This is a genomic window from Pseudomonas sp. P867, assembly GCF_019891455.1.
Taxonomy (GTDB): Bacteria; Pseudomonadota; Gammaproteobacteria; order Pseudomonadales; family Pseudomonadaceae; genus Aquipseudomonas; species Aquipseudomonas synxantha_A.
This window is the reverse complement of sequence record NZ_JAFLXB010000006.1, coordinates 116,291-132,448: the sequence shown is the minus strand read 5'-3', so window position 1 is coordinate 132,448 and position 16,158 is coordinate 116,291. Positions and strand designations below refer to the sequence as shown.

Below are 16,158 nucleotides of genomic sequence, written 5' to 3'. Positions count from 1 at the left end.
GGGGCAGCGCAGACTATTTGTGGTAAGGGTGCCCGGACAGGACTGTCCAGGCGCGATACAGCTGTTCACCGATCAGAATCCTTACCAACGGGTGCGGCAATGTCAGCGCCGACAACGACCAGCGCTGATCGGCTCGCGCGCAGACTTCCGGCGCCAGCCCCTCGGGGCCACCGACCATGAAGTTGACCGTACGCGAATCCAGGCGCCAGCGATCCAGTTCCACCGCCAACTGCTCGGTGCTCCAGGGCTTGCCGTGCACTTCGAGAGTGACGATACGCTCGTTGGGGCCGACCTTGGCCAGCATGGCTTCGCCTTCCTGGCGAATAAAGCGCGCCACATCGGCGTTCTTGCCCCGGGTATTGAGCGGTATTTCCACCAGTTCAAGCGACAGCTCAGCGGGCAGACGCTTGGCATACTCGTGCCAGCCTTCTTCCACCCACTTGGGCATGCGTGAACCGACAGCGATCAGACGCAGGCGCACAGCCGTTCCTTATTCCTGGTCTTTGTTGAGCTTGTCGAAGTGCGCGTGGCCCACTTCCGGGCTGTGGTGCTTGCCATCGGCGGCACGGCTCTGCTCGGCGCCTTTCCACAGACGTTCCAGGTCGTAGAACTGGCGGGCGTTGGAGGTCATCATGTGAACGATCACATCGTCCATGTCCAGCAGTACCCAGTCGCTGTCGCCCTTGCCTTCCTCACCCAGAGGCTTCACGCCCTGGGCTTTGACGGCTTCGCGAACCTTGTCGAGCATCGCGCCGATCTGGCGGTTGGAGGTACCGGTGGCGATGATCATGAAGTCGGTGATGCTTTGCTTGTCGCGTACGTCCAGCACCTGGATGTCCTGGGCCTTAACGTCTTCCAGGGCGGCCACGGCCACTTTCACCAGCTCTTCGCCAGCCAATTCCGGGCCCACGTGGGCTTCAACCGGCAGCGGTGCGCTTTTGAAGGTGCCTTTGCGCTTAACTTTGCTTACGTCTTTGTTCGTCATATAAAACTCGTTTTGCTCGTATGTTCGGGCGCTTGCTGCACGGTTCGTGCGTTCAAGCGCGCCTTTTCAGTTCGACGCACGGTAAAGCCCGTGCGCATCGATGTAGGCCAGGACCGCGTCAGGCACCAGGAAACGTACCGACTTACCGCTGGCCAGCAGTTGACGGATCTGGGTGGCGGACACCGCAAGCGGGGTCTGCCAGACGAATGCAATATTCCCGTTCGGCCCGGTCAGGGCCAAGGGGTCACTTACCGACCGCGCGGCCAGCAGGTTGCGCAAGGCATCCGGCGGTTCGCTGTCGGCATCCGGGCGTTGCAAAACCAGGATGTGGCAATGCTGGAGGAGCTCCTCCCAGCGGTGCCAAGAGGGCAGGCCGCAAAATGCGTCCCAGCCCAAAAGCAGAAACAACTGGTCATCTGCGGCCATCTCGGCGCGCATCAGCTCCAGGGTGTCGACAGTGTAGGACGGTTTATCGCGCTTGAGCTCGCGGTCGTCCACCATCAACGGCTGTATGCCCTCTACGGCCACCTGCACCATTTCCAGACGCTGTTGCGCGGACACCTGCGGCGTATCGCGATGCGGCGGCCGAAAATTGGGCAGCAGCCGCACCTCGTCCAGCGCCAGGGCATCGGCGACTTCCAGGGCACTGCGCAAATGGCCGATGTGCACGGGGTCGAAAGTACCGCCGAGCAGCCCGATGCGTTTAGCCATCAAGTGCGCACATGGCCGTCGCCGAACACTACGTACTTCTCGCTGGTCAGCCCTTCAAGGCCAACCGGGCCGCGTGCATGGAGCTTGTCGGTGGAGATACCGATCTCCGCCCCCAGGCCATACTCGAAGCCGTCGGCAAAACGTGTCGAGGCGTTGATCATCACCGAAGCGGAGTCCACTTCATTGAGGAAACGCCGGGCATCGCTGAAATGCTCGGAAACAATGGCGTCGGTGTGCTTGGAGCCGTATTTATTGATGTGTTCGATGGCCTGATCCAGGTCGTCGACGATGCGAATCGACAGGATCGGCGCCGTGTATTCGGTGTACCAGTCTTGTTCAGTCGCTTCGATCACATCGCTGCCGAGCAGTGCACGGGTACGCTCGCAGCCACGCAGTTCCACGCCCTTGTCACGGTAGATGGCAGCCAGCGGCGGCAGCACGCGCTCGGCAATGCCGGCGTGCACCAGCAGGGTTTCCATGGTGTTGCACGGCGCGTAGCGGTGGGTCTTGGCGTTGTCGGCAATGCGAATCGCCTTGTCGAGGTCGGCGGCGATGTCGATGAAGACGTGGCACACGCCGTCCAGATGCTTGATGACTGGCACCTTGGCATCCCGGCTGACGCGCTCGATCAGGCTCTTGCCGCCACGGGGCACAATCACGTCGACGAATTCCGGCATGGTGATCAACGCGCCCACAGCCGCGCGGTCGGTGGTTTCCACCACTTGCACCACTTCAGCTGGCAACTCGGCCACGGCCAGGCCTTGCTGGATGCAGGCGGCGATAGCACGGTTGGAATTGATCGCCTCGGAGCCGCCTCGCAGGATGGTAGCGTTGCCCGACTTCAGGCACAGGCTCGCGGCGTCGATGGTCACGTTCGGACGCGACTCGTAGATGATGCCGATCACACCCAGCGGCACGCGCATCTTGCCGACCTGGATACCGGACGGCAGGTAGCGCATGTCGCGGATTTCACCGATGGGGTCAGGCAGCTTGGCCACCTGACGCAGGCCTTCGATCATGTCGTCGATACGTGCCGGGGTCAGTGCCAGGCGATCCAGCAAGGCAGGTTCCAGGCCATTGGCGCGACCGTTGGCCAAGTCCAGTTCATTGGCAGCGGTCAACTCGGAGCGCGAAGCATCCAGAGCATCGGCAGCCGCCAGCAGCGCACGGTTCTTCTGCGCAGTGCTCGCACGGGCGATCAACCGCGAGGCCTGACGGGCAGCGCGACCCAGGCGGGTCATGTAGTCAAGAACGGACTCAGTCATGGTCAGGGAGTCTTGGCAAAGAGGAAAGCGGCAGATTATAGCTGTGACGCCGCTCGACTGACAGCGGTGAGGGGCGGATGGTCGAAATGAACTGTAAAAACCCGGGGTTCAGCGGTAATTAAGGTGAGAGTTGTTATTATTCCGTCACATTTAGCCGTAATAACCCTGAACGCCATGCCCGGACTTAACGCCCCACTCCCCGCAAGCGCCCTGCCCGACGGCTTCTTCGACCGCGATGCACAACTGCTCGCGCAAGAACTGTTGGGGAAAATCATTCGCCACCGTGTCGGTGATCTCTGGCTTTCGGCGCGAATTATTGAAACCGAAGCCTATTACGTGGCCGAAAAAGGCAGCCATGCGTCGCTGGGCTACACAGAAAAGCGTAAGGCTTTGTTTCTGGATGGCGGTCATATCTATATGTACTACGCCAGGGGCGGTGATTCCCTGAACTTCAGCGCCCACGGCCCGGGGAATGCCGTGCTGATCAAGTCGGCTTACCCGTGGGTCGATGAACTCTGCGGGCCGGCGAGCCTGGCGCAAATGCTGTTGAACAACCCCAACCCCGACGGCAGCCCGCGCCCGGCGCAGAAGCTGTGCGCCGGGCAGACCCTGTTGTGCAAGGCACTGGGCCTGAAAGTGCCGATGTGGGACGCCAAGCGCTTCGATCAGGAACTGCTGTATGTCGAAGATGTGGGCCAGGTGCCCACACAGATTATCCAGACCACCCGGCTGGGCATTCCCAGCGGGCGCGATGAACACTTGATGTACCGCTTCGTCGATGCCGGCTATGCGCCGTATTGCACGCGGAACCCGCTGCGCCGCGGGCAGGTCGAAGGCCGCGATTATTTTTTGATCTAACGGGCGACACATCCCATGTGGGAGCTGGCTTGCCTGCGATAGCGGTGGGCCAGGCAACTTCCATGCTGGCCATGCCGCAGCCATCGCAGGCAAGCCAGCTCCCACAGTGGAAATTCACCGTCTCATTATGGAGTGGATTGTATGGGCCAATGGCTCGATAGCATCACCGGCTGGCTGACCCTGAACCCGCAATGGCTGGCAGCCGCGGTGTTTATTGTCGCGTGCGTGGAGTGCCTGGCCATTGCCGGGCTGATCGTGCCGGGCACGGTATTGCTGTTTGCGATTGCCGCACTGGCCGGCAGCGGTGCGTTGTCACTGAGTGAAACCCTGCTGCTGGGCTTCCTCGGCGGTCTATTGGGCGACGGGGTTTCCTACTACCTGGGCCGACATTTCCATCAGAACATCCGGCGCTTGCCGGGCCTGCGACATCATCCGGAATGGATGAATGGCGCAGAAACCTACTTCCACAAGTACGGAATCGCCAGCTTGCTGGTCGGGCGCTTCATCGGGCCATTGCGCCCCATGCTGCCGATGGTCGCCGGTATGTGCGACATGCCGTTCCCGCGCTTTGCGATCGTCAGCCTGATCGCCGCCGCCGGTTGGTCAGTGGCGTATCTGCTGCCGGGCTGGGCAGCCGGTGCCGCGTTCCGCCTGCCCTTGCCGGAAGGTTTCTGGCCGGAAGCGGCGATTGTCGCGGCGTGCCTGGCGGCGCTATTGGGATTGAGTTTGAACAGCAGCCTGCGCGCCCATCGTCGCGCAACGTTGTGGATCGGTTGTGCCAGCCTGACCCTGCTGATCGCGCTGTTTATCGGCTACCCGCATCTCAATGACTTCGATCAGGGCCTGAGCGCCCTGGTGCAGGAGCATCGCAGCCCGTGGCTGGATGAGGTGATGGTGCGGATCACGCAATTGGGCGAGTTCAAGAAAATGTTCGTCGCCAGCGCCGTGTTCACCGCCCTGTTGTTTGTGGCCCGGCAATGGCGCCACGCGCTGTTTGTGGGAGCGACCCTGGCAGGCGCGGCGGTGATCAACACCGGCACCAAGCTGTTCTTTGCCCGCGGCCGCCCGGAGATTCTGACCGACCCGTTGACCAGTTTCAGTATGCCCAGCGGCCATGCCTCCGGCGCTTTTGCGTTCTTCCTGGCGCTCGCGGTATTGGCCGGTCGCGGCCAACCCACGCGATTGCGCCTGACCTGGATGCTGCTGGGCTGCATACCCGCCGCATTCATTGCTCTGTCGCGGGTTTACCTGGGCGCTCACTGGCCCAGCGACATCCTCGCAGGCACGCTACTGGCCATGACGGTGTGTGCGTTCAGCCTGACCGTGATCCAGTACCGCAGCCCGCTGCCGGCAATGACGCAAAAAGCCTGGTGGCTGGTATTGCCGGCGGTGGTGGCGGTGCTCGGCTTCATTGCATTCACCGGCACCTCCCATGCATTGCTCAGGTACGCCTACTGACCCTTGGCCGGGCCAATCCAGTCCACTGAAGCAGAGCGACGCTCCACGCAACGCTCGCGTCGCTCCAGCAGCATCTCGTCGGCAATGTCGGCGGCGCGCTCTGCGATGTACTCTGCGCCCCGGGTGGCGTCCTGCTGGAGCAATTGCGTGGTCACGCTGACAAAATACGTGTCCCAGGCGACTTGTTCCGATGGTGTCAGACGAATCATGGTCATCCCCGATCATTATGGTGTGATCGGAAAATATTGCAGGCGCCGCGCCTGAAATGACGTAGCAAAATCCGAAAGCAACCGCAGAAAATTCTGTATCTCAGGTGAACAACTCACCCTGCAATTCATCCAGCAACATCTGAATGGCATCCAGCCGCTGCTGCGGATCGTCAATTCGCAGCAAGTCGACCTTATCGGCGTCGGTAAACGGCAGCAGGTACGCCAGTTGGTTGCCGAGGGCCTGCTGGCTTTCGGCATGGGCGTTCATCTCCAGCGAAGCCACCATCGGGTGCTCCGCCAGGGCCTCCAGCAGCGCCAGCAAGTCGGCGTCCTCTTCTTCCAGAGGCCGATCCGGCATCTCCTCCAACCATTTAACCTCGGCCACCAGCAATTGATCTTTCTGCACCGTGACGTCTAGTACGCGGAAACGCCGGCCACCCTCGACACGAATCCCCAGCAGGCCATTGTCCTGCTGTTTGAAGTCGCGAATAAACGCTTCGCAGCCGATCAGCGCGTAGCCGTCCGGGGCTATGCCCACTTCCTGGTCATTGAAGATGCACACCACACCAAAGCTTTCGCCCTTTTTCATGCAGCGGCTGATCATGTCCAGGTAGCGCGCCTCAAATATCTGCAGGTCGAGGGTGCAGCCTGGGAACAGCACAGTGTTGAGTGGGAACAGCGCCAGACTCATAACGGTTTCCTTAAAACCCGGGTTAAACAATTACCGACACGGCCAACGGCAGAAACACCGCCGTCGCCACGCCCATCAGGCTCATGGCCAGCGCCGCAAAGGCGCCGCACTCTTCGCTTTCCTGCAGGGCCACCGAGGTGCCGACCGCATGGGCGGTCATGCCCAGCGCCATGCCCCGCGCTTCAGGGCTGTGCACGCCCAGGCGCGACAGATACGCCGGGCCGATCATCGCGCCGACCACCCCGGTGATCAGTACAAACACTGCCGCCAATGCCGCCACGCCACCAATCTGTTCGGCGACCAGCATGGCAATCGGCGACGTCACCGACTTGGGTGCCATGGTCATCAGCACCCTGTGTTCGGCACCGAACCACCACCCCAACAGCACACACAAGCCGGTAGCCAGCACCCCGCCTACCACCAGCGTAGTAAAAATCGGCCAGAACAATTGGCGAATCCGCCGCAGGTTGAGATAAAGCGGTACCGCCAATGCCACCGTTGCAGGCCCCAGCAGGATCCCCATGATCTCGGTGCTTTCGCGGTACTCGGCGTAACTCAGGCCACAGGCGAGCAACACACCGATCACCAGCAACATCGACACCAGCACCGGTTGCAGGAAGATCCAGCGGGTTTTCTCGTACCCCGCCAGCACCAACTGATAGGCGCCCAGGGTGATACCGATGCCGAACAACGGATGATGAATGACCGCCGTCCAGGCGCCCTGCCAGTCAAGCATCATTGGTCCTTCTCCTTGCGCCTGACCATCTGCTGCATCAGCACACCGACAAAGCCCATGGCGATCACCAGCGACAACACCAGCGCCCCGACGATAGCCCAGAAGTCCGCGACAATGTCCTTGGCGTAGACCATCACTCCCACGGCGGGCGGCACCAACAGCAACGGCAGATAACGCAACAGGCTGCCGGCCGCCAGGCTCAGCGGCTCGCCGACTTCACCGCGCCAGACCAGAAAGCCCAGCATCAGCAGCAGCCCGATGATCGGCCCCGGCAGTACCGGCAACAGCAAATGATTGATCGCCGTACCGATCAATTGAAACAGCACCAGCCAAGTCAGGCCACGTAACAGCATCCCGCTCTCTCCCCCCTCAAAGCCCATGCGCATTATAAGCACGCCCGCCCTATGCCCAGGCATTCGCCAAAAGCATGTTGGGTTGACCGGGCCATTTGCCCATGATGATCTACATTGGTTCTCTGTATCCCATATAAAACCCCTTATCAACGGGGGATAAAAATGATGAACCCAGGAGAGACGCAATGCCCTATGTACCCGTAGCGCAGCTCAAAGATTATGTCGGCAAGGAACTGGGACGTTCCGAATGGCTCACCATCGACCAGGCGCGCATCAACCTGTTCGCAGAGGCCACCGGCGATCATCAGTTCATCCACGTCGACCCGGTCAAGGCCGCACAAACCCCGTTCGGCAGCACCATCGCCCACGGTTTCCTGTCACTGTCACTGATGCCCAAGCTGATGGAAGACATCCTGATCATGCCCGAGGGCTTGAAAATGGCCGTCAACTACGGCCTGGACAGTGTGCGCTTCATCCAGCCGGTGAAGGTCGACTCCAAGGTGCGCCTGAACGTCACGCTCACCGACGTCACCGAGAAAAAACCCGGCCAATGGCTGTTCAAGGCCACCGCCACCCTGGAAATCGAAGGCCAGGAGAAATCTGCCTATATTGCCGAGTCGCTGTCACTCTGCTTCGTGTAAGGCCGACCCTGTGGCGAGGCAATAAACCTTGCCACAGTGTATGTAAATTTATGTATGAATCTCGCGGCTGCGGCATACTCGGCGCTCAATTATCCGGATCCCGCTATGCGCCCACTCGCTCCCCTTGCCCTTGCCCTGTTGCTGACCGCTTGCGGAGACGGCGAATCGCTGTTGCCGCCCGATGCGCGCCTGCCCGATGGCGGCCGCTACCGTGGCGATGTGGTCAACGGCCTGCTGCAAGGCCAGGGCCGCGTGGACTACCCCAACGGCAGTTGGTACGCCGGCCAGTTCGATAAAGGCCAGTGGCACGGCCAGGGCGAATGGCATGGCAGCAATGGCGAAGTCTATAAAGGCCAGTTCCAGCAGGGCCTGTTTGATGGCCAGGGCAGCTTGACTACCACGGGCAGCAGCTATGTCGGCAGCTTCAAGAACGGTCGACGCAATGGCGAAGGCACCCTCAAAGAAGGGCAGATGACCTATCGCGGCGAGTTCAAGGACGACCAGTACGCAGGCCTCGGTCGCCTGGAATTGGCCGATGGCAGCCAGTACCAGGGCCAATTTGCCCACGGCAAGCCCAATGGCGAAGGCCAGCGCAATGACGACAGCGGCAATCAGTTCAGCGGCCACTTTGTCGATGGCCAACTGGAAGGCAATGGCACCTTCAATAGCGCTGAGGGCGATATCTATATCGGCCAATTCAAGCAGAACCAACTCAACGGCAAAGGCCGCTATGAAAACGCCGACGGCGACGTATGGATCGGCCAGTTCAAGGAAGGCGCCCTCAGTGGCAAAGGCGAATTGATTGGCGCCGATGGCAGCCACTACGTCGGTCAGTTCAGTGATTGGCGCTTTACCGGTGAGGGGCGCCTGAACCTCACCGATGGCAGCTTCTATATCGGTGGCTTCGACAGCGACAACTATCAGGGGCGTGGCACCCTCGTGCTCACCGACGGCACCGTGCAGGCCGGCACCTGGGTCAATGGCCTGCGCGTGCGCGATGCCGATGGCAAGTTGCTGCCCGACCCACTGGAAACCGGCCTATTGGCCCAAGGCCGCTTGCTCGACGAGGCCCTGGCCGCCGTTCCGGCCTCGACACCTGCCGTCGAGCTTTATACGTTGGCGTTGGCAGGTGACGGCAAGCAAAGCGTGTTCCTGCGCGAAGCCGATTACGTCAGCAACCTGCTCACCACCCGCTTCGGCGCGCGCGGGCAGGTCCGCCTGGTCAACCACCGTGACCACATCGCCGACCGTCCGCTGGCCACCCGCGAAAGCCTGCGGCGTTCCGTGCAAACCCTGGCCGAACGTACCGGGCCCGAAGACCTGGTGTTCATCTACTTGACCAGCCACGGCACCCATGAACATGAGTTGGTGCTCGACCAGCCGCGCATGGAACTGGCCGACCTGCCCGCCGATGAACTGGCCGCCGTGCTGGCGCCGTTGAAAAACCGCGACAAGATCATCGTGATTTCCGCCTGCTACTCCGGCGGTTTCATTCCGGCCCTGAAAGATGAGCGCACGCTGATCATGACGGCATCCCGTGCGGATCGCGTGTCCTTTGGCTGTTCAGAAGAGGCGGACTTTACCTACTTTGGCGATGCCCTTTTCGCACAAGCCTTCAACCAAACGGACGATTTGCAACACGCGTTCAAACTGGCACAACTGCATGTGGCCGAACGCGAACAGGCGGACAACTTCGAAGCCTCAGAACCGCAGATATGGGCACCCAAAGGCGTGATCGCCCATTGGCAACTATTACGCAAACAGCAGGCACGAAAGGCGCTCGAAAGCGTCTCAATGAATAGCAAGGAAGCCAAAGGCAACTAAGCTGTAATGTGTAACAAGGGGGAAACATCATGTACCTGACACCTCAGCATATCTTGCTGGCCGGGGCCTCTGGCCTCACCGGCGAACACCTGCTTGATCGCCTGCTCAACGAACCCACCGTGACCCGTGTACTGGCGCCGAGCCGCAAGCCGCTGGCTGAACACCCACGCCTGGAAAACCCGGTGGGCGACCCTGCAGTGTTCCTGCCGCAACTGAGCGGCCGGGTGGACATTGCCTTTTGCTGCCTGGGCACCACGATCAAGAAAGCCGGCTCGGAAACGGCGTTCCGTGCGGTCGATCTGGACATGGTGGTGGCCTTCGCCAAGCGCGCTCGGGAACTGGGTGCGCGGCATCTGATCGTGATCAGTGCGATCGGCGCCGACCCGAAATCCTCAGTGTTCTACAACCGAGTCAAGGGCGAAATGGAGCAGGCACTCAAAGCCCAGGACTGGCCGCAACTGACCATCGTGCGACCTTCCTTGCTGCTGGGGGAGCGGCTGGAACCGCGTCTGGCCGAACAGCTGGCCGGGCCGTTGTCGCGTTTGATTCCGGGCAAGTACCACGGCATCGAAGTCTGCGAACTGGCTCGCGCCATGTGGCGCCTGGCGCTGGAAGAACAGGATGGCGTACGGGTGGTGGAGTCGGATGAGCTGCGCAAGCTCGGCAAGTAAGAACGCCAATCCCAATGTGGGAGGGAGCAAGCCCCCTCCCACATTGGGTTCGTGTAGTTCTCAGAGTCCGCCAGTGGCGTTGAAGCCCACGCCCAGCACGGTCAACAAAGACAGTGGCAACAGCAGCGTATCGAGCAACGCGCTGGCGGGCAGGTCGATATGAGGATAGGTGGGCGCCTCGGCACCAAAGCGGTCCTTGGCACAGCAGCCGCCATTGATCGCATACAAATCCAGGCGCGTACCGGCATACACCACAGGCGCGCCCGCTTGCGCGGCGTCCAGGGTGCGCGCCGTGGCGCAGCCCGTCAGTTGCAGCGCCAGTAGTAGTAGCAGCGTTTTATTCATCACCGCCCAAATGGTGCTCGCCCCAGCGCGGCAGCATGTCCTGGGGAATGTTCAGCAGGTTGAGAATGCGCGCCACCACGAAGTCCACCAGGTCATCAATGGTTTGGGGCTGGTGATAGAAGCCCGGCGACGCGGGCAAGATGGTCACGCCCATGTTCGACAACTTGAGCATGTGTTCCAGGTGAATACTCGAATACGGTGCTTCGCGCGGTACCAGGATCAATTGGCGACGCTCCTTCAAGGTCACGTCCGCCGCCCTTTCGATCAGGTTATTGCAGGCGCCCGTGGCAATCGCCGACAGGGTGCCGGTGGAGCATGGCACCACCACCATCGCCGCCGGCGCGCCGGAGCCCGAAGCTACGGGCGACATCCAGTCTTCCTTGCCATAGACCTTGATCTGCCCCGCCGCCGCACCGGTGTATTCGGTGAGGAACGCTTGCATCATCTGCACCTTGGCCGGCAATTGCACATCCGTCTCGGTCGCCAGCACCAATTGGGCGGCCTTGGAAATCAGGAAGTGCACTTCACGGTCTTCACGTACCAGGCAATCCAGCAGGCGCAGGCCGTAAGGCGCGCCGGATGCGCCGGTCATTGCCAGGGTGATACGTTCGGGGCCGCTCATTTCAACGCCTCGGCCAGCTTGCCGTGCAAGCCGCCAAAGCCGCCGTTGCTCATGACTACCACATGGGTGCCGGGCCTGGCCAAGTGCTTCACATGCTCAATGATGCCTTCCAGCGAATCACACACGGTCGAAGGCACGGTGCACAGAGCAGCGATCCCCGGCAGGTCCCAACCAAGGTTGGCAGGCGCGTACCAGACCACCTGGTCGGCGTCGTTGACGCTTTCCGGCAGGCCATCGCGGTGCGCACCCAGCTTCATGGAGTTGGAGCGCGGTTCGACGATCGCAATGATTTGGGCATCGCCAACGCGCTTGCGCAGGCCGTCGAGCGTAGTGGCGATAGCTGTTGGATGGTGGGCAAAGTCGTCGTAGATGGTAATCCCATTCACGTCGGCGACTTTTTCCATGCGCCGCTTGACGCTTTTGAATGCGCTCAAGGCCGCGATGCCCATGGCCGGCACCACACCGACATGCCGTGCAGCCGCCAGGGTTACCAGCGCGTTGGCAACATTGTGCTGGCCGGTCATATCCCACTCCACGACGCCTTGGGCTTGGCCTTCGAACAGCACTTCAAACCGGGAGCCGTCTTCGCTGAGCAACTTGACCTGCCATTGCCCGTCCACACCGGTGGTCTGCACCGGCGTCCAGCAGCCCATGTCGATCACGCGCTGCAACGCCGGTTCAGTGGTCGGGTGGATGACCAAGCCTTCACTCGGGATGGTACGCACCAAGTGATGAAACTGCCGCTCAATAGCCGCCAGATCGGGAAAGATGTCCGCGTGATCAAACTCCAGATTATTCAGGATCGCTGTGCGCGGACGGTAGTGGACGAACTTGGAGCGCTTGTCGAAAAACGCGCTGTCGTATTCATCGGCTTCGATCACGAAAAACGGCGTATCGCCCAGGCGCGCCGACACCGAGAAATTCTGCGGCACGCCGCCGATCAGGAAGCCCGGGCTCATGCCCGCATGTTCCAGCACCCAGGCGAGCATACTGCTGGTGGTGGTCTTGCCGTGAGTGCCGGCCACCGCCAATACCCAACGACCTTGCAACACATGATCAGCCAGCCATTGAGGGCCTGAGACGTAAGGCAAACCTTTATTGAGCACGTACTCGACCGCTGGGTTGCCGCGGGACATGGCGTTGCCAATCACTACCAGATCCGGCACCGGGTCGAATTGCGAGGGGTCATAACCTTGGGTCAGCTCGATACCTTGCGCCTGCAGCTGCGTGCTCATGGGCGGATAAACATTGGCATCGGAGCCCGTAACGTGATGGCCCAGCTCTTTGGCCAGAACCGCCATCGAACCCATGAACGTACCGCAGATACCCAGAATATGAATGTGCATAGTCGACCTCGTAAACATCGAGGCAGGTTAGCGTAGGGTGGGAAAGTTCGCACGCTTTAGCTGAGGGCGAAACGCCCGCCGGTAGGATCCGACGGGCAAAAGGGATGTCTTAAACCGTGGTGCCAGCTTTTTTAAGCTCAGCGTCTTTCAAGGTCATGATTCGTTCGGCCGCTTTTTCCATCGCGTCATACCGACGCTCTATTACGCCTAAGCGTCCCCCGGTACTGGGAGATGTTGACGACTCGATGTGAGGTTTGAAAATAACGCCGTTGTCCTCAGCCACTTGCCTCATATGGGTTTCTGAAACGCTCAGTAACTGCTCCAGGTTAGTCAAGCGTGCCCCACGCTCCTTGGGCCAGGCGTCGCCAATGGCAAGCCGGTCTGCGGTGCTGCCCGACGCCAGCGTCATGACGACATTGGCAAACTCCAGCACCACTTTCTCTACCCGATCCAGATGGCGCGTGGCTCCCGGCGCAGGCTCATCGGGTGCGGGTGGCGCAACGGTTTGCGGCATGGGCTTCTGATCGGGCTGTGCAACGCCGGGCAAATGCGGTGGCGGTGGCGCCACTGGCGACGGCACGTATTGGCCCTTGATCGCTTCCCCCGCGGCCACGGACCCGGCATACGCCCCCACATTGATCGGCGCGCTGACCATACCATTGACGCCTGCATTGATGAACGCGTCCTTGACCGTCTTGCTGGTAGAGGGTGATGTAGAAATAACGCCCGCTTTGACCAGCCTGTCGGCATCCAACAGTCGCTGGGTGACATCGGCCATGCTGACCTTGGGTGAATCGTCCTGTTTCACAGGGGCGGTCCCACCGCGGGGGGGCGTCTGAGGCCCCTTGGTCAGCACGTCCTTGAGTCTACCTGCGGTTGACTGGCTTGAACTGCCCGCGGTCGCACTGGCACCAGGGGTATCGTGGCTTGTCGTCGGCTTTTTCCCACCCGCCGTGGTTTGGGGCCGGGTGGGCGAGGGACTGACCGGAGCAGGCGGCACTCTGGGCGATGGCGTGGGCGGCACGTGAGGCGTGGGGCGGGATCCTCCCCCGAACCGCCGTCCAAAAATTCCACGCTTGATGCGCACCTTCGGCGTTTGATCAGTCTCCTGCGCAGACAACTGCGTGCCAGGCTCAGGCTGAGTGGGGTCCATCGGTTCGCCCCAGCCCGCGGTTAAGGGTTGCGGTTGGGACGTGAGCGTAACGTCAAGTTGAACAGGGAGTTGTAGCACAGGAGTCGTTATTGGACTTGTAATGTTCATGTGTTGTCACCCTAGAAGTTTCAAACAACTGTGATTAAGGGCACGTGATGCTCTGCCCTTATTCCATCAGTGCTTAAAACAACGTGCAGCGTTCCGGGGCGACGTGATTACATGGCGCGATAAAAAACCTTAAAGCCTGTGCGACAAAACTTGAGCCATCGGCAATAACTGAGTTATTCCGACAGGTGTCGCACTCCCTTAATGGGTGGAGTCCCTTGAGATTCCATGTTTGCGTAACTTGCGGTACAGCGTATTGCGACTGACCCCCAACTGTTCAGCCACATGACTCATATGCCAGCGCTGCTGCGCCAACGCACCGAGTAATGCCTGACGCTCGGCGCTTTCCAGTGGCAAGGCGTACGGCGCATCCACCCTCGCCCCCAGCGGCTGCGCCTGACGAATCAATGCCGGCAAGTCGTCAAGACCGACTCGGCCGTCCTCACAGAGCGCCACCACCGTGCGCAATACCGTACGCAACTGTCGCAGGTTGCCGGGCCAGGGGAATGCCAACAAAGCCTGGCGCGCCGACTCGTCTAGCATCACCTGTTCGGTGCCGGCCTCTTGGGCCAAGAGGAAGTCCAACAATTGCGCCTTGTCAGTGCGTTCGCGCAACGGCGGCAAGGCGACTTCCAAGCCGCTCAAGCGGTAATACAGGTCTTCGCGAAAGCTGCCATCGGCCACACGCTCCAACAAATTACGGTGCGTCGCGCTGATGATGCGCAGGTTCACGGCTTGAGGTTCGCCGCCGATAGGCACCACCAGGCGATCCTCCAGCACCCTTAACAAGCGGGTTTGCAGCGCCAGTGGCATATCGCCGATTTCGTCGAGAAACAGCGTACCGCCGTCGGCCTGTTGCAGCTTGCCGCGCATGCCTTCTTTAAGGGCGCCGGTGAAACTGCCGGCGCGATAGCCAAACAACTCGCACTCGATCAGGTTTTCCGGAATGGCCGCACAGTTCAGCGCGACAAAGGCCTTGTCGCCTCGCTGGCTGGCCTGGTGCACGGCCTTGGCGAAAGCCTCTTTACCGCAGCCGGTTTCGCCGTTGATCAGCAAGGGCACGTCGCGTTCGAATACTCGCGAGGCCTTGCGCAGCTCATTTTGCAACGCCGGATCGCCCAGGCAAATACCCAGTAGGCGTGGCGCCAGCGGCTTGACGACCGGGGCCGGCGTACTGCGGGGCTGGCCTCGCAGCGCTGCAAATAGAGGCCGACCATCGCGGGTACGCAGCGGCCAACTGGCCGTGGCATTCGCGCTGGCCCGCCCTAGCAACTGATCCAGGGAACAGTCGAAAAACGCGTCCACCGGCTGACCCACCAAGCCGCCGCGTAGCTGCCCCAACAGGTTCAGGGCGCTCTGGTTCACCGCACAAATGCGCCCTTCGCCATCGAACGCCAGCAAGCCTTCGCTGAACAACCCGACCGACTCAGCCTGCAGGTGAAAACGCAGCAGCCAATGGTGTTCGAAGTGGCGCAGGAAGTAGCAACTTTCGATCATCTTGGCCGACAGGTTCACCAGCGCCATGGTGTGGAACTGGCTCTGGCGCGACACGGCTTCGCGGGCCGAGGACACATCCAGCACCGCCAGCAATTCACCGTGAGGGTCGAACACCGGGCTCGCCGAACACGTCAGCCCGGTATGGCGGCCGCGAAAATGCTCGTCACGGTGGATGGTCAGGGATTGACGCTCCACCAGGCAGGTGCCGATGCCATTGGTGCCTTCGCAGGCTTCACTCCAGTCGGCGCCCAGCCACAGCCCGGCGCGTTCGAAAATCTTGCGCTCGGACGGCGCGGTGACACAGTTGAGGATCACCCCCCGGGCATCGGTGAGCAGCACCGCATGACCGGCCCCCGAGAGTTGCTGGTGCAGGCTGTTCATTTCGTTGCCGGCGATATGCAGCACCTGGCGCAGGCGTTCGCGGCTTTCCAGCAGGCGGCCATGCTCAAGCACGGTGGGCGCAACGGTCAGCGCGGGGTCGAGGTGGTAATCCTCAACGCAACGCAGCCAGGAACGGGCGATGGAGGGATCGCTGCCCGGCCCTTGAAGCGGCTCTTGCCCCCGGGTGACGGTGAGAACCTGCTGGGCATGGCGACTGAAATGATCGTTGTGCATGTTCTTATTATTCTCCCTGCGTGAGAGCGCCCAGCATCCACCAGCCATCCGGCCATTGCAATCCCGGGCCGAC

General features: G+C 61.1%; 18 protein-coding genes. 5 read left to right on the top strand and 13 right to left on the bottom strand.

Going from position 1 to position 16,158, the window contains the following annotated elements; all coding sequences use genetic code 11:
* Positions 1–13: 13 nt before the first annotated feature.
* The 4 genes from rlmH to J1G33_RS13270 form a co-directional block, all read right to left on the bottom strand.
* Positions 14–481, bottom strand: a complete 468-nt coding sequence (rlmH, locus tag J1G33_RS13285) for a 23S rRNA (pseudouridine(1915)-N(3))-methyltransferase RlmH (protein WP_003176297.1) — start codon at positions 479–481, stop codon at positions 14–16.
* 9 nt (positions 482–490) lie between these two features.
* A complete protein-coding gene (gene rsfS / locus J1G33_RS13280; RefSeq protein ID WP_003176298.1) occupies positions 491–985 on the bottom strand; it encodes a ribosome silencing factor in 495 nt (164 codons plus the stop codon).
* Between the two features lie 66 nt (positions 986–1,051).
* Positions 1,052–1,696, bottom strand: coding sequence for a nicotinate-nucleotide adenylyltransferase (gene nadD / locus J1G33_RS13275; protein ID WP_032879289.1), 645 nt, complete (start codon positions 1,694–1,696; stop codon positions 1,052–1,054).
* Positions 1,696–2,961, bottom strand: coding sequence for a glutamate-5-semialdehyde dehydrogenase (locus tag J1G33_RS13270; protein WP_005791769.1), 1,266 nt, complete (start codon positions 2,959–2,961; stop codon positions 1,696–1,698). The genes nadD and J1G33_RS13270 overlap by 1 nt, the downstream gene beginning before the upstream one ends.
* Positions 2,962–3,135: 174 nt before the next feature.
* On the opposite strand from J1G33_RS13270, the gene J1G33_RS13265 reads away from it, so the two are divergent.
* Together J1G33_RS13265 and J1G33_RS13260 are read left to right on the top strand one after the other, a co-directional pair.
* A complete protein-coding gene (locus J1G33_RS13265; RefSeq protein ID WP_223018204.1) occupies positions 3,136–3,819 on the top strand; it encodes a DNA-3-methyladenine glycosylase in 684 nt (227 codons plus the stop codon).
* Between the two features lie 141 nt (positions 3,820–3,960).
* Positions 3,961–5,277, top strand: coding sequence for a bifunctional DedA family/phosphatase PAP2 family protein (locus J1G33_RS13260; protein ID WP_032879286.1), 1,317 nt, complete (start codon positions 3,961–3,963; stop codon positions 5,275–5,277).
* Here the strand turns inward: J1G33_RS13260 and J1G33_RS13255 are convergent.
* The 4 genes from J1G33_RS13255 to J1G33_RS13240 form a co-directional block, all read right to left on the bottom strand.
* A complete protein-coding gene (locus tag J1G33_RS13255; protein WP_032881203.1) occupies positions 5,271–5,486 on the bottom strand; it encodes a hypothetical protein in 216 nt (71 codons plus the stop codon). The genes J1G33_RS13260 and J1G33_RS13255 overlap by 7 nt on opposite strands.
* A gap of 100 nt (positions 5,487–5,586) precedes the next feature.
* A complete protein-coding gene (locus J1G33_RS13250) occupies positions 5,587–6,177 on the bottom strand; it encodes an LON peptidase substrate-binding domain-containing protein (RefSeq protein WP_032879285.1) in 591 nt (196 codons plus the stop codon).
* A gap of 22 nt (positions 6,178–6,199) precedes the next feature.
* The gene (locus tag J1G33_RS13245; protein WP_005791780.1) at positions 6,200–6,916 is read right to left on the bottom strand and encodes an LrgB family protein; all 717 of its coding nucleotides are present in this window, start codon (positions 6,914–6,916) and stop codon (positions 6,200–6,202) included.
* Complete coding sequence (locus J1G33_RS13240) at positions 6,913–7,266, bottom strand: CidA/LrgA family protein (RefSeq protein WP_005791782.1); 354 nt, start codon at positions 7,264–7,266, stop codon at positions 6,913–6,915. Before J1G33_RS13240 ends, J1G33_RS13245 begins: the two co-directional genes overlap by 4 nt.
* Positions 7,267–7,451: 185 nt before the next feature.
* On the opposite strand from J1G33_RS13240, the gene J1G33_RS13235 reads away from it, so the two are divergent.
* From J1G33_RS13235 to J1G33_RS13225, 3 genes are all read left to right on the top strand, one after another.
* Positions 7,452–7,907 (top strand): MaoC family dehydratase, encoded by a 456-nt coding sequence (locus J1G33_RS13235; protein WP_223018203.1) that lies wholly within the window; start codon positions 7,452–7,454, stop codon positions 7,905–7,907.
* Between the two features lie 105 nt (positions 7,908–8,012).
* Entirely contained in the window at positions 8,013–9,731 is a 1,719-nt protein-coding gene (locus J1G33_RS13230) for a C13 family peptidase (RefSeq protein ID WP_032879284.1), read from the top strand.
* A 29-nt stretch (positions 9,732–9,760) separates the two neighbouring features.
* A complete protein-coding gene (locus J1G33_RS13225; RefSeq protein WP_032879283.1) occupies positions 9,761–10,402 on the top strand; it encodes an oxidoreductase in 642 nt (213 codons plus the stop codon).
* Positions 10,403–10,462: 60 nt separating this feature from the next.
* On the opposite strand, the gene J1G33_RS13220 is transcribed toward J1G33_RS13225, so the two are convergent.
* The 5 genes from J1G33_RS13220 to J1G33_RS13200 all read right to left on the bottom strand — a co-directional run bounded on the left by J1G33_RS13220 (position 10,463) and on the right by J1G33_RS13200 (position 16,085).
* Complete coding sequence (locus J1G33_RS13220; RefSeq protein WP_032879282.1) at positions 10,463–10,747, bottom strand: YceK/YidQ family lipoprotein; 285 nt, start codon at positions 10,745–10,747, stop codon at positions 10,463–10,465.
* Positions 10,740–11,369 (bottom strand): flavin prenyltransferase UbiX, encoded by a 630-nt coding sequence (gene ubiX, locus J1G33_RS13215; protein ID WP_005791790.1) that lies wholly within the window; start codon positions 11,367–11,369, stop codon positions 10,740–10,742. The genes J1G33_RS13220 and ubiX overlap by 8 nt, the downstream gene beginning before the upstream one ends.
* On the bottom strand, positions 11,366–12,715 hold the full coding sequence (gene mpl, locus J1G33_RS13210; protein WP_216090349.1) for a UDP-N-acetylmuramate:L-alanyl-gamma-D-glutamyl-meso-diaminopimelate ligase: 1,350 nt from the start codon (positions 12,713–12,715) through the stop codon (positions 11,366–11,368). Before mpl ends, ubiX begins: the two co-directional genes overlap by 4 nt.
* Before the next feature lie 109 nt (positions 12,716–12,824).
* Positions 12,825–13,523: a hypothetical protein gene (locus J1G33_RS27870; RefSeq protein ID WP_228309020.1), complete on the bottom strand. Its 699-nt coding sequence runs from the start codon at positions 13,521–13,523 to the stop codon at positions 12,825–12,827.
* A 651-nt stretch (positions 13,524–14,174) separates the two neighbouring features.
* On the bottom strand, positions 14,175–16,085 hold the full coding sequence (locus tag J1G33_RS13200; protein WP_223018201.1) for a sigma-54-dependent Fis family transcriptional regulator: 1,911 nt from the start codon (positions 16,083–16,085) through the stop codon (positions 14,175–14,177).
* Between the last annotated feature and the right edge of the window lie 73 nt (positions 16,086–16,158).

Coding starts and splice junctions, on each gene's coding strand:
- J1G33_RS13270 (WP_005791769.1), bottom strand. CDS start 2,961: ATGACTGAGTCCGTTCTTGACTACATGACCCGCCTGGGTCGCGCTGCC.
- J1G33_RS13255 (WP_032881203.1), bottom strand. CDS start 5,486: ATGATTCGTCTGACACCATCGGAACAAGTCGCCTGGGACACGTATTTT.
- J1G33_RS13220 (WP_032879282.1), bottom strand. CDS start 10,747: ATGAATAAAACGCTGCTACTACTACTGGCGCTGCAACTGACGGGCTGC.
- J1G33_RS13260 (WP_032879286.1), top strand. CDS start 3,961: ATGGGCCAATGGCTCGATAGCATCACCGGCTGGCTGACCCTGAACCCG.
- J1G33_RS13245 (WP_005791780.1), bottom strand. CDS start 6,916: ATGATGCTTGACTGGCAGGGCGCCTGGACGGCGGTCATTCATCATCCG.
- J1G33_RS13250 (WP_032879285.1), bottom strand. CDS start 6,177: ATGAGTCTGGCGCTGTTCCCACTCAACACTGTGCTGTTCCCAGGCTGC.
- J1G33_RS13265 (WP_223018204.1), top strand. CDS start 3,136: ATGCCCGGACTTAACGCCCCACTCCCCGCAAGCGCCCTGCCCGACGGC.
- mpl (WP_216090349.1), bottom strand. CDS start 12,715: ATGCACATTCATATTCTGGGTATCTGCGGTACGTTCATGGGTTCGATG.
- J1G33_RS13225 (WP_032879283.1), top strand. CDS start 9,761: ATGTACCTGACACCTCAGCATATCTTGCTGGCCGGGGCCTCTGGCCTC.
- rsfS (WP_003176298.1), bottom strand. CDS start 985: ATGACGAACAAAGACGTAAGCAAAGTTAAGCGCAAAGGCACCTTCAAA.
- J1G33_RS13230 (WP_032879284.1), top strand. CDS start 8,013: ATGCGCCCACTCGCTCCCCTTGCCCTTGCCCTGTTGCTGACCGCTTGC.
- J1G33_RS13200 (WP_223018201.1), bottom strand. CDS start 16,085: ATGCACAACGATCATTTCAGTCGCCATGCCCAGCAGGTTCTCACCGTC.
- J1G33_RS13240 (WP_005791782.1), bottom strand. CDS start 7,266: ATGCTGTTACGTGGCCTGACTTGGCTGGTGCTGTTTCAATTGATCGGT.
- ubiX (WP_005791790.1), bottom strand. CDS start 11,369: ATGAGCGGCCCCGAACGTATCACCCTGGCAATGACCGGCGCATCCGGC.
- J1G33_RS13235 (WP_223018203.1), top strand. CDS start 7,452: ATGCCCTATGTACCCGTAGCGCAGCTCAAAGATTATGTCGGCAAGGAA.
- nadD (WP_032879289.1), bottom strand. CDS start 1,696: ATGGCTAAACGCATCGGGCTGCTCGGCGGTACTTTCGACCCCGTGCAC.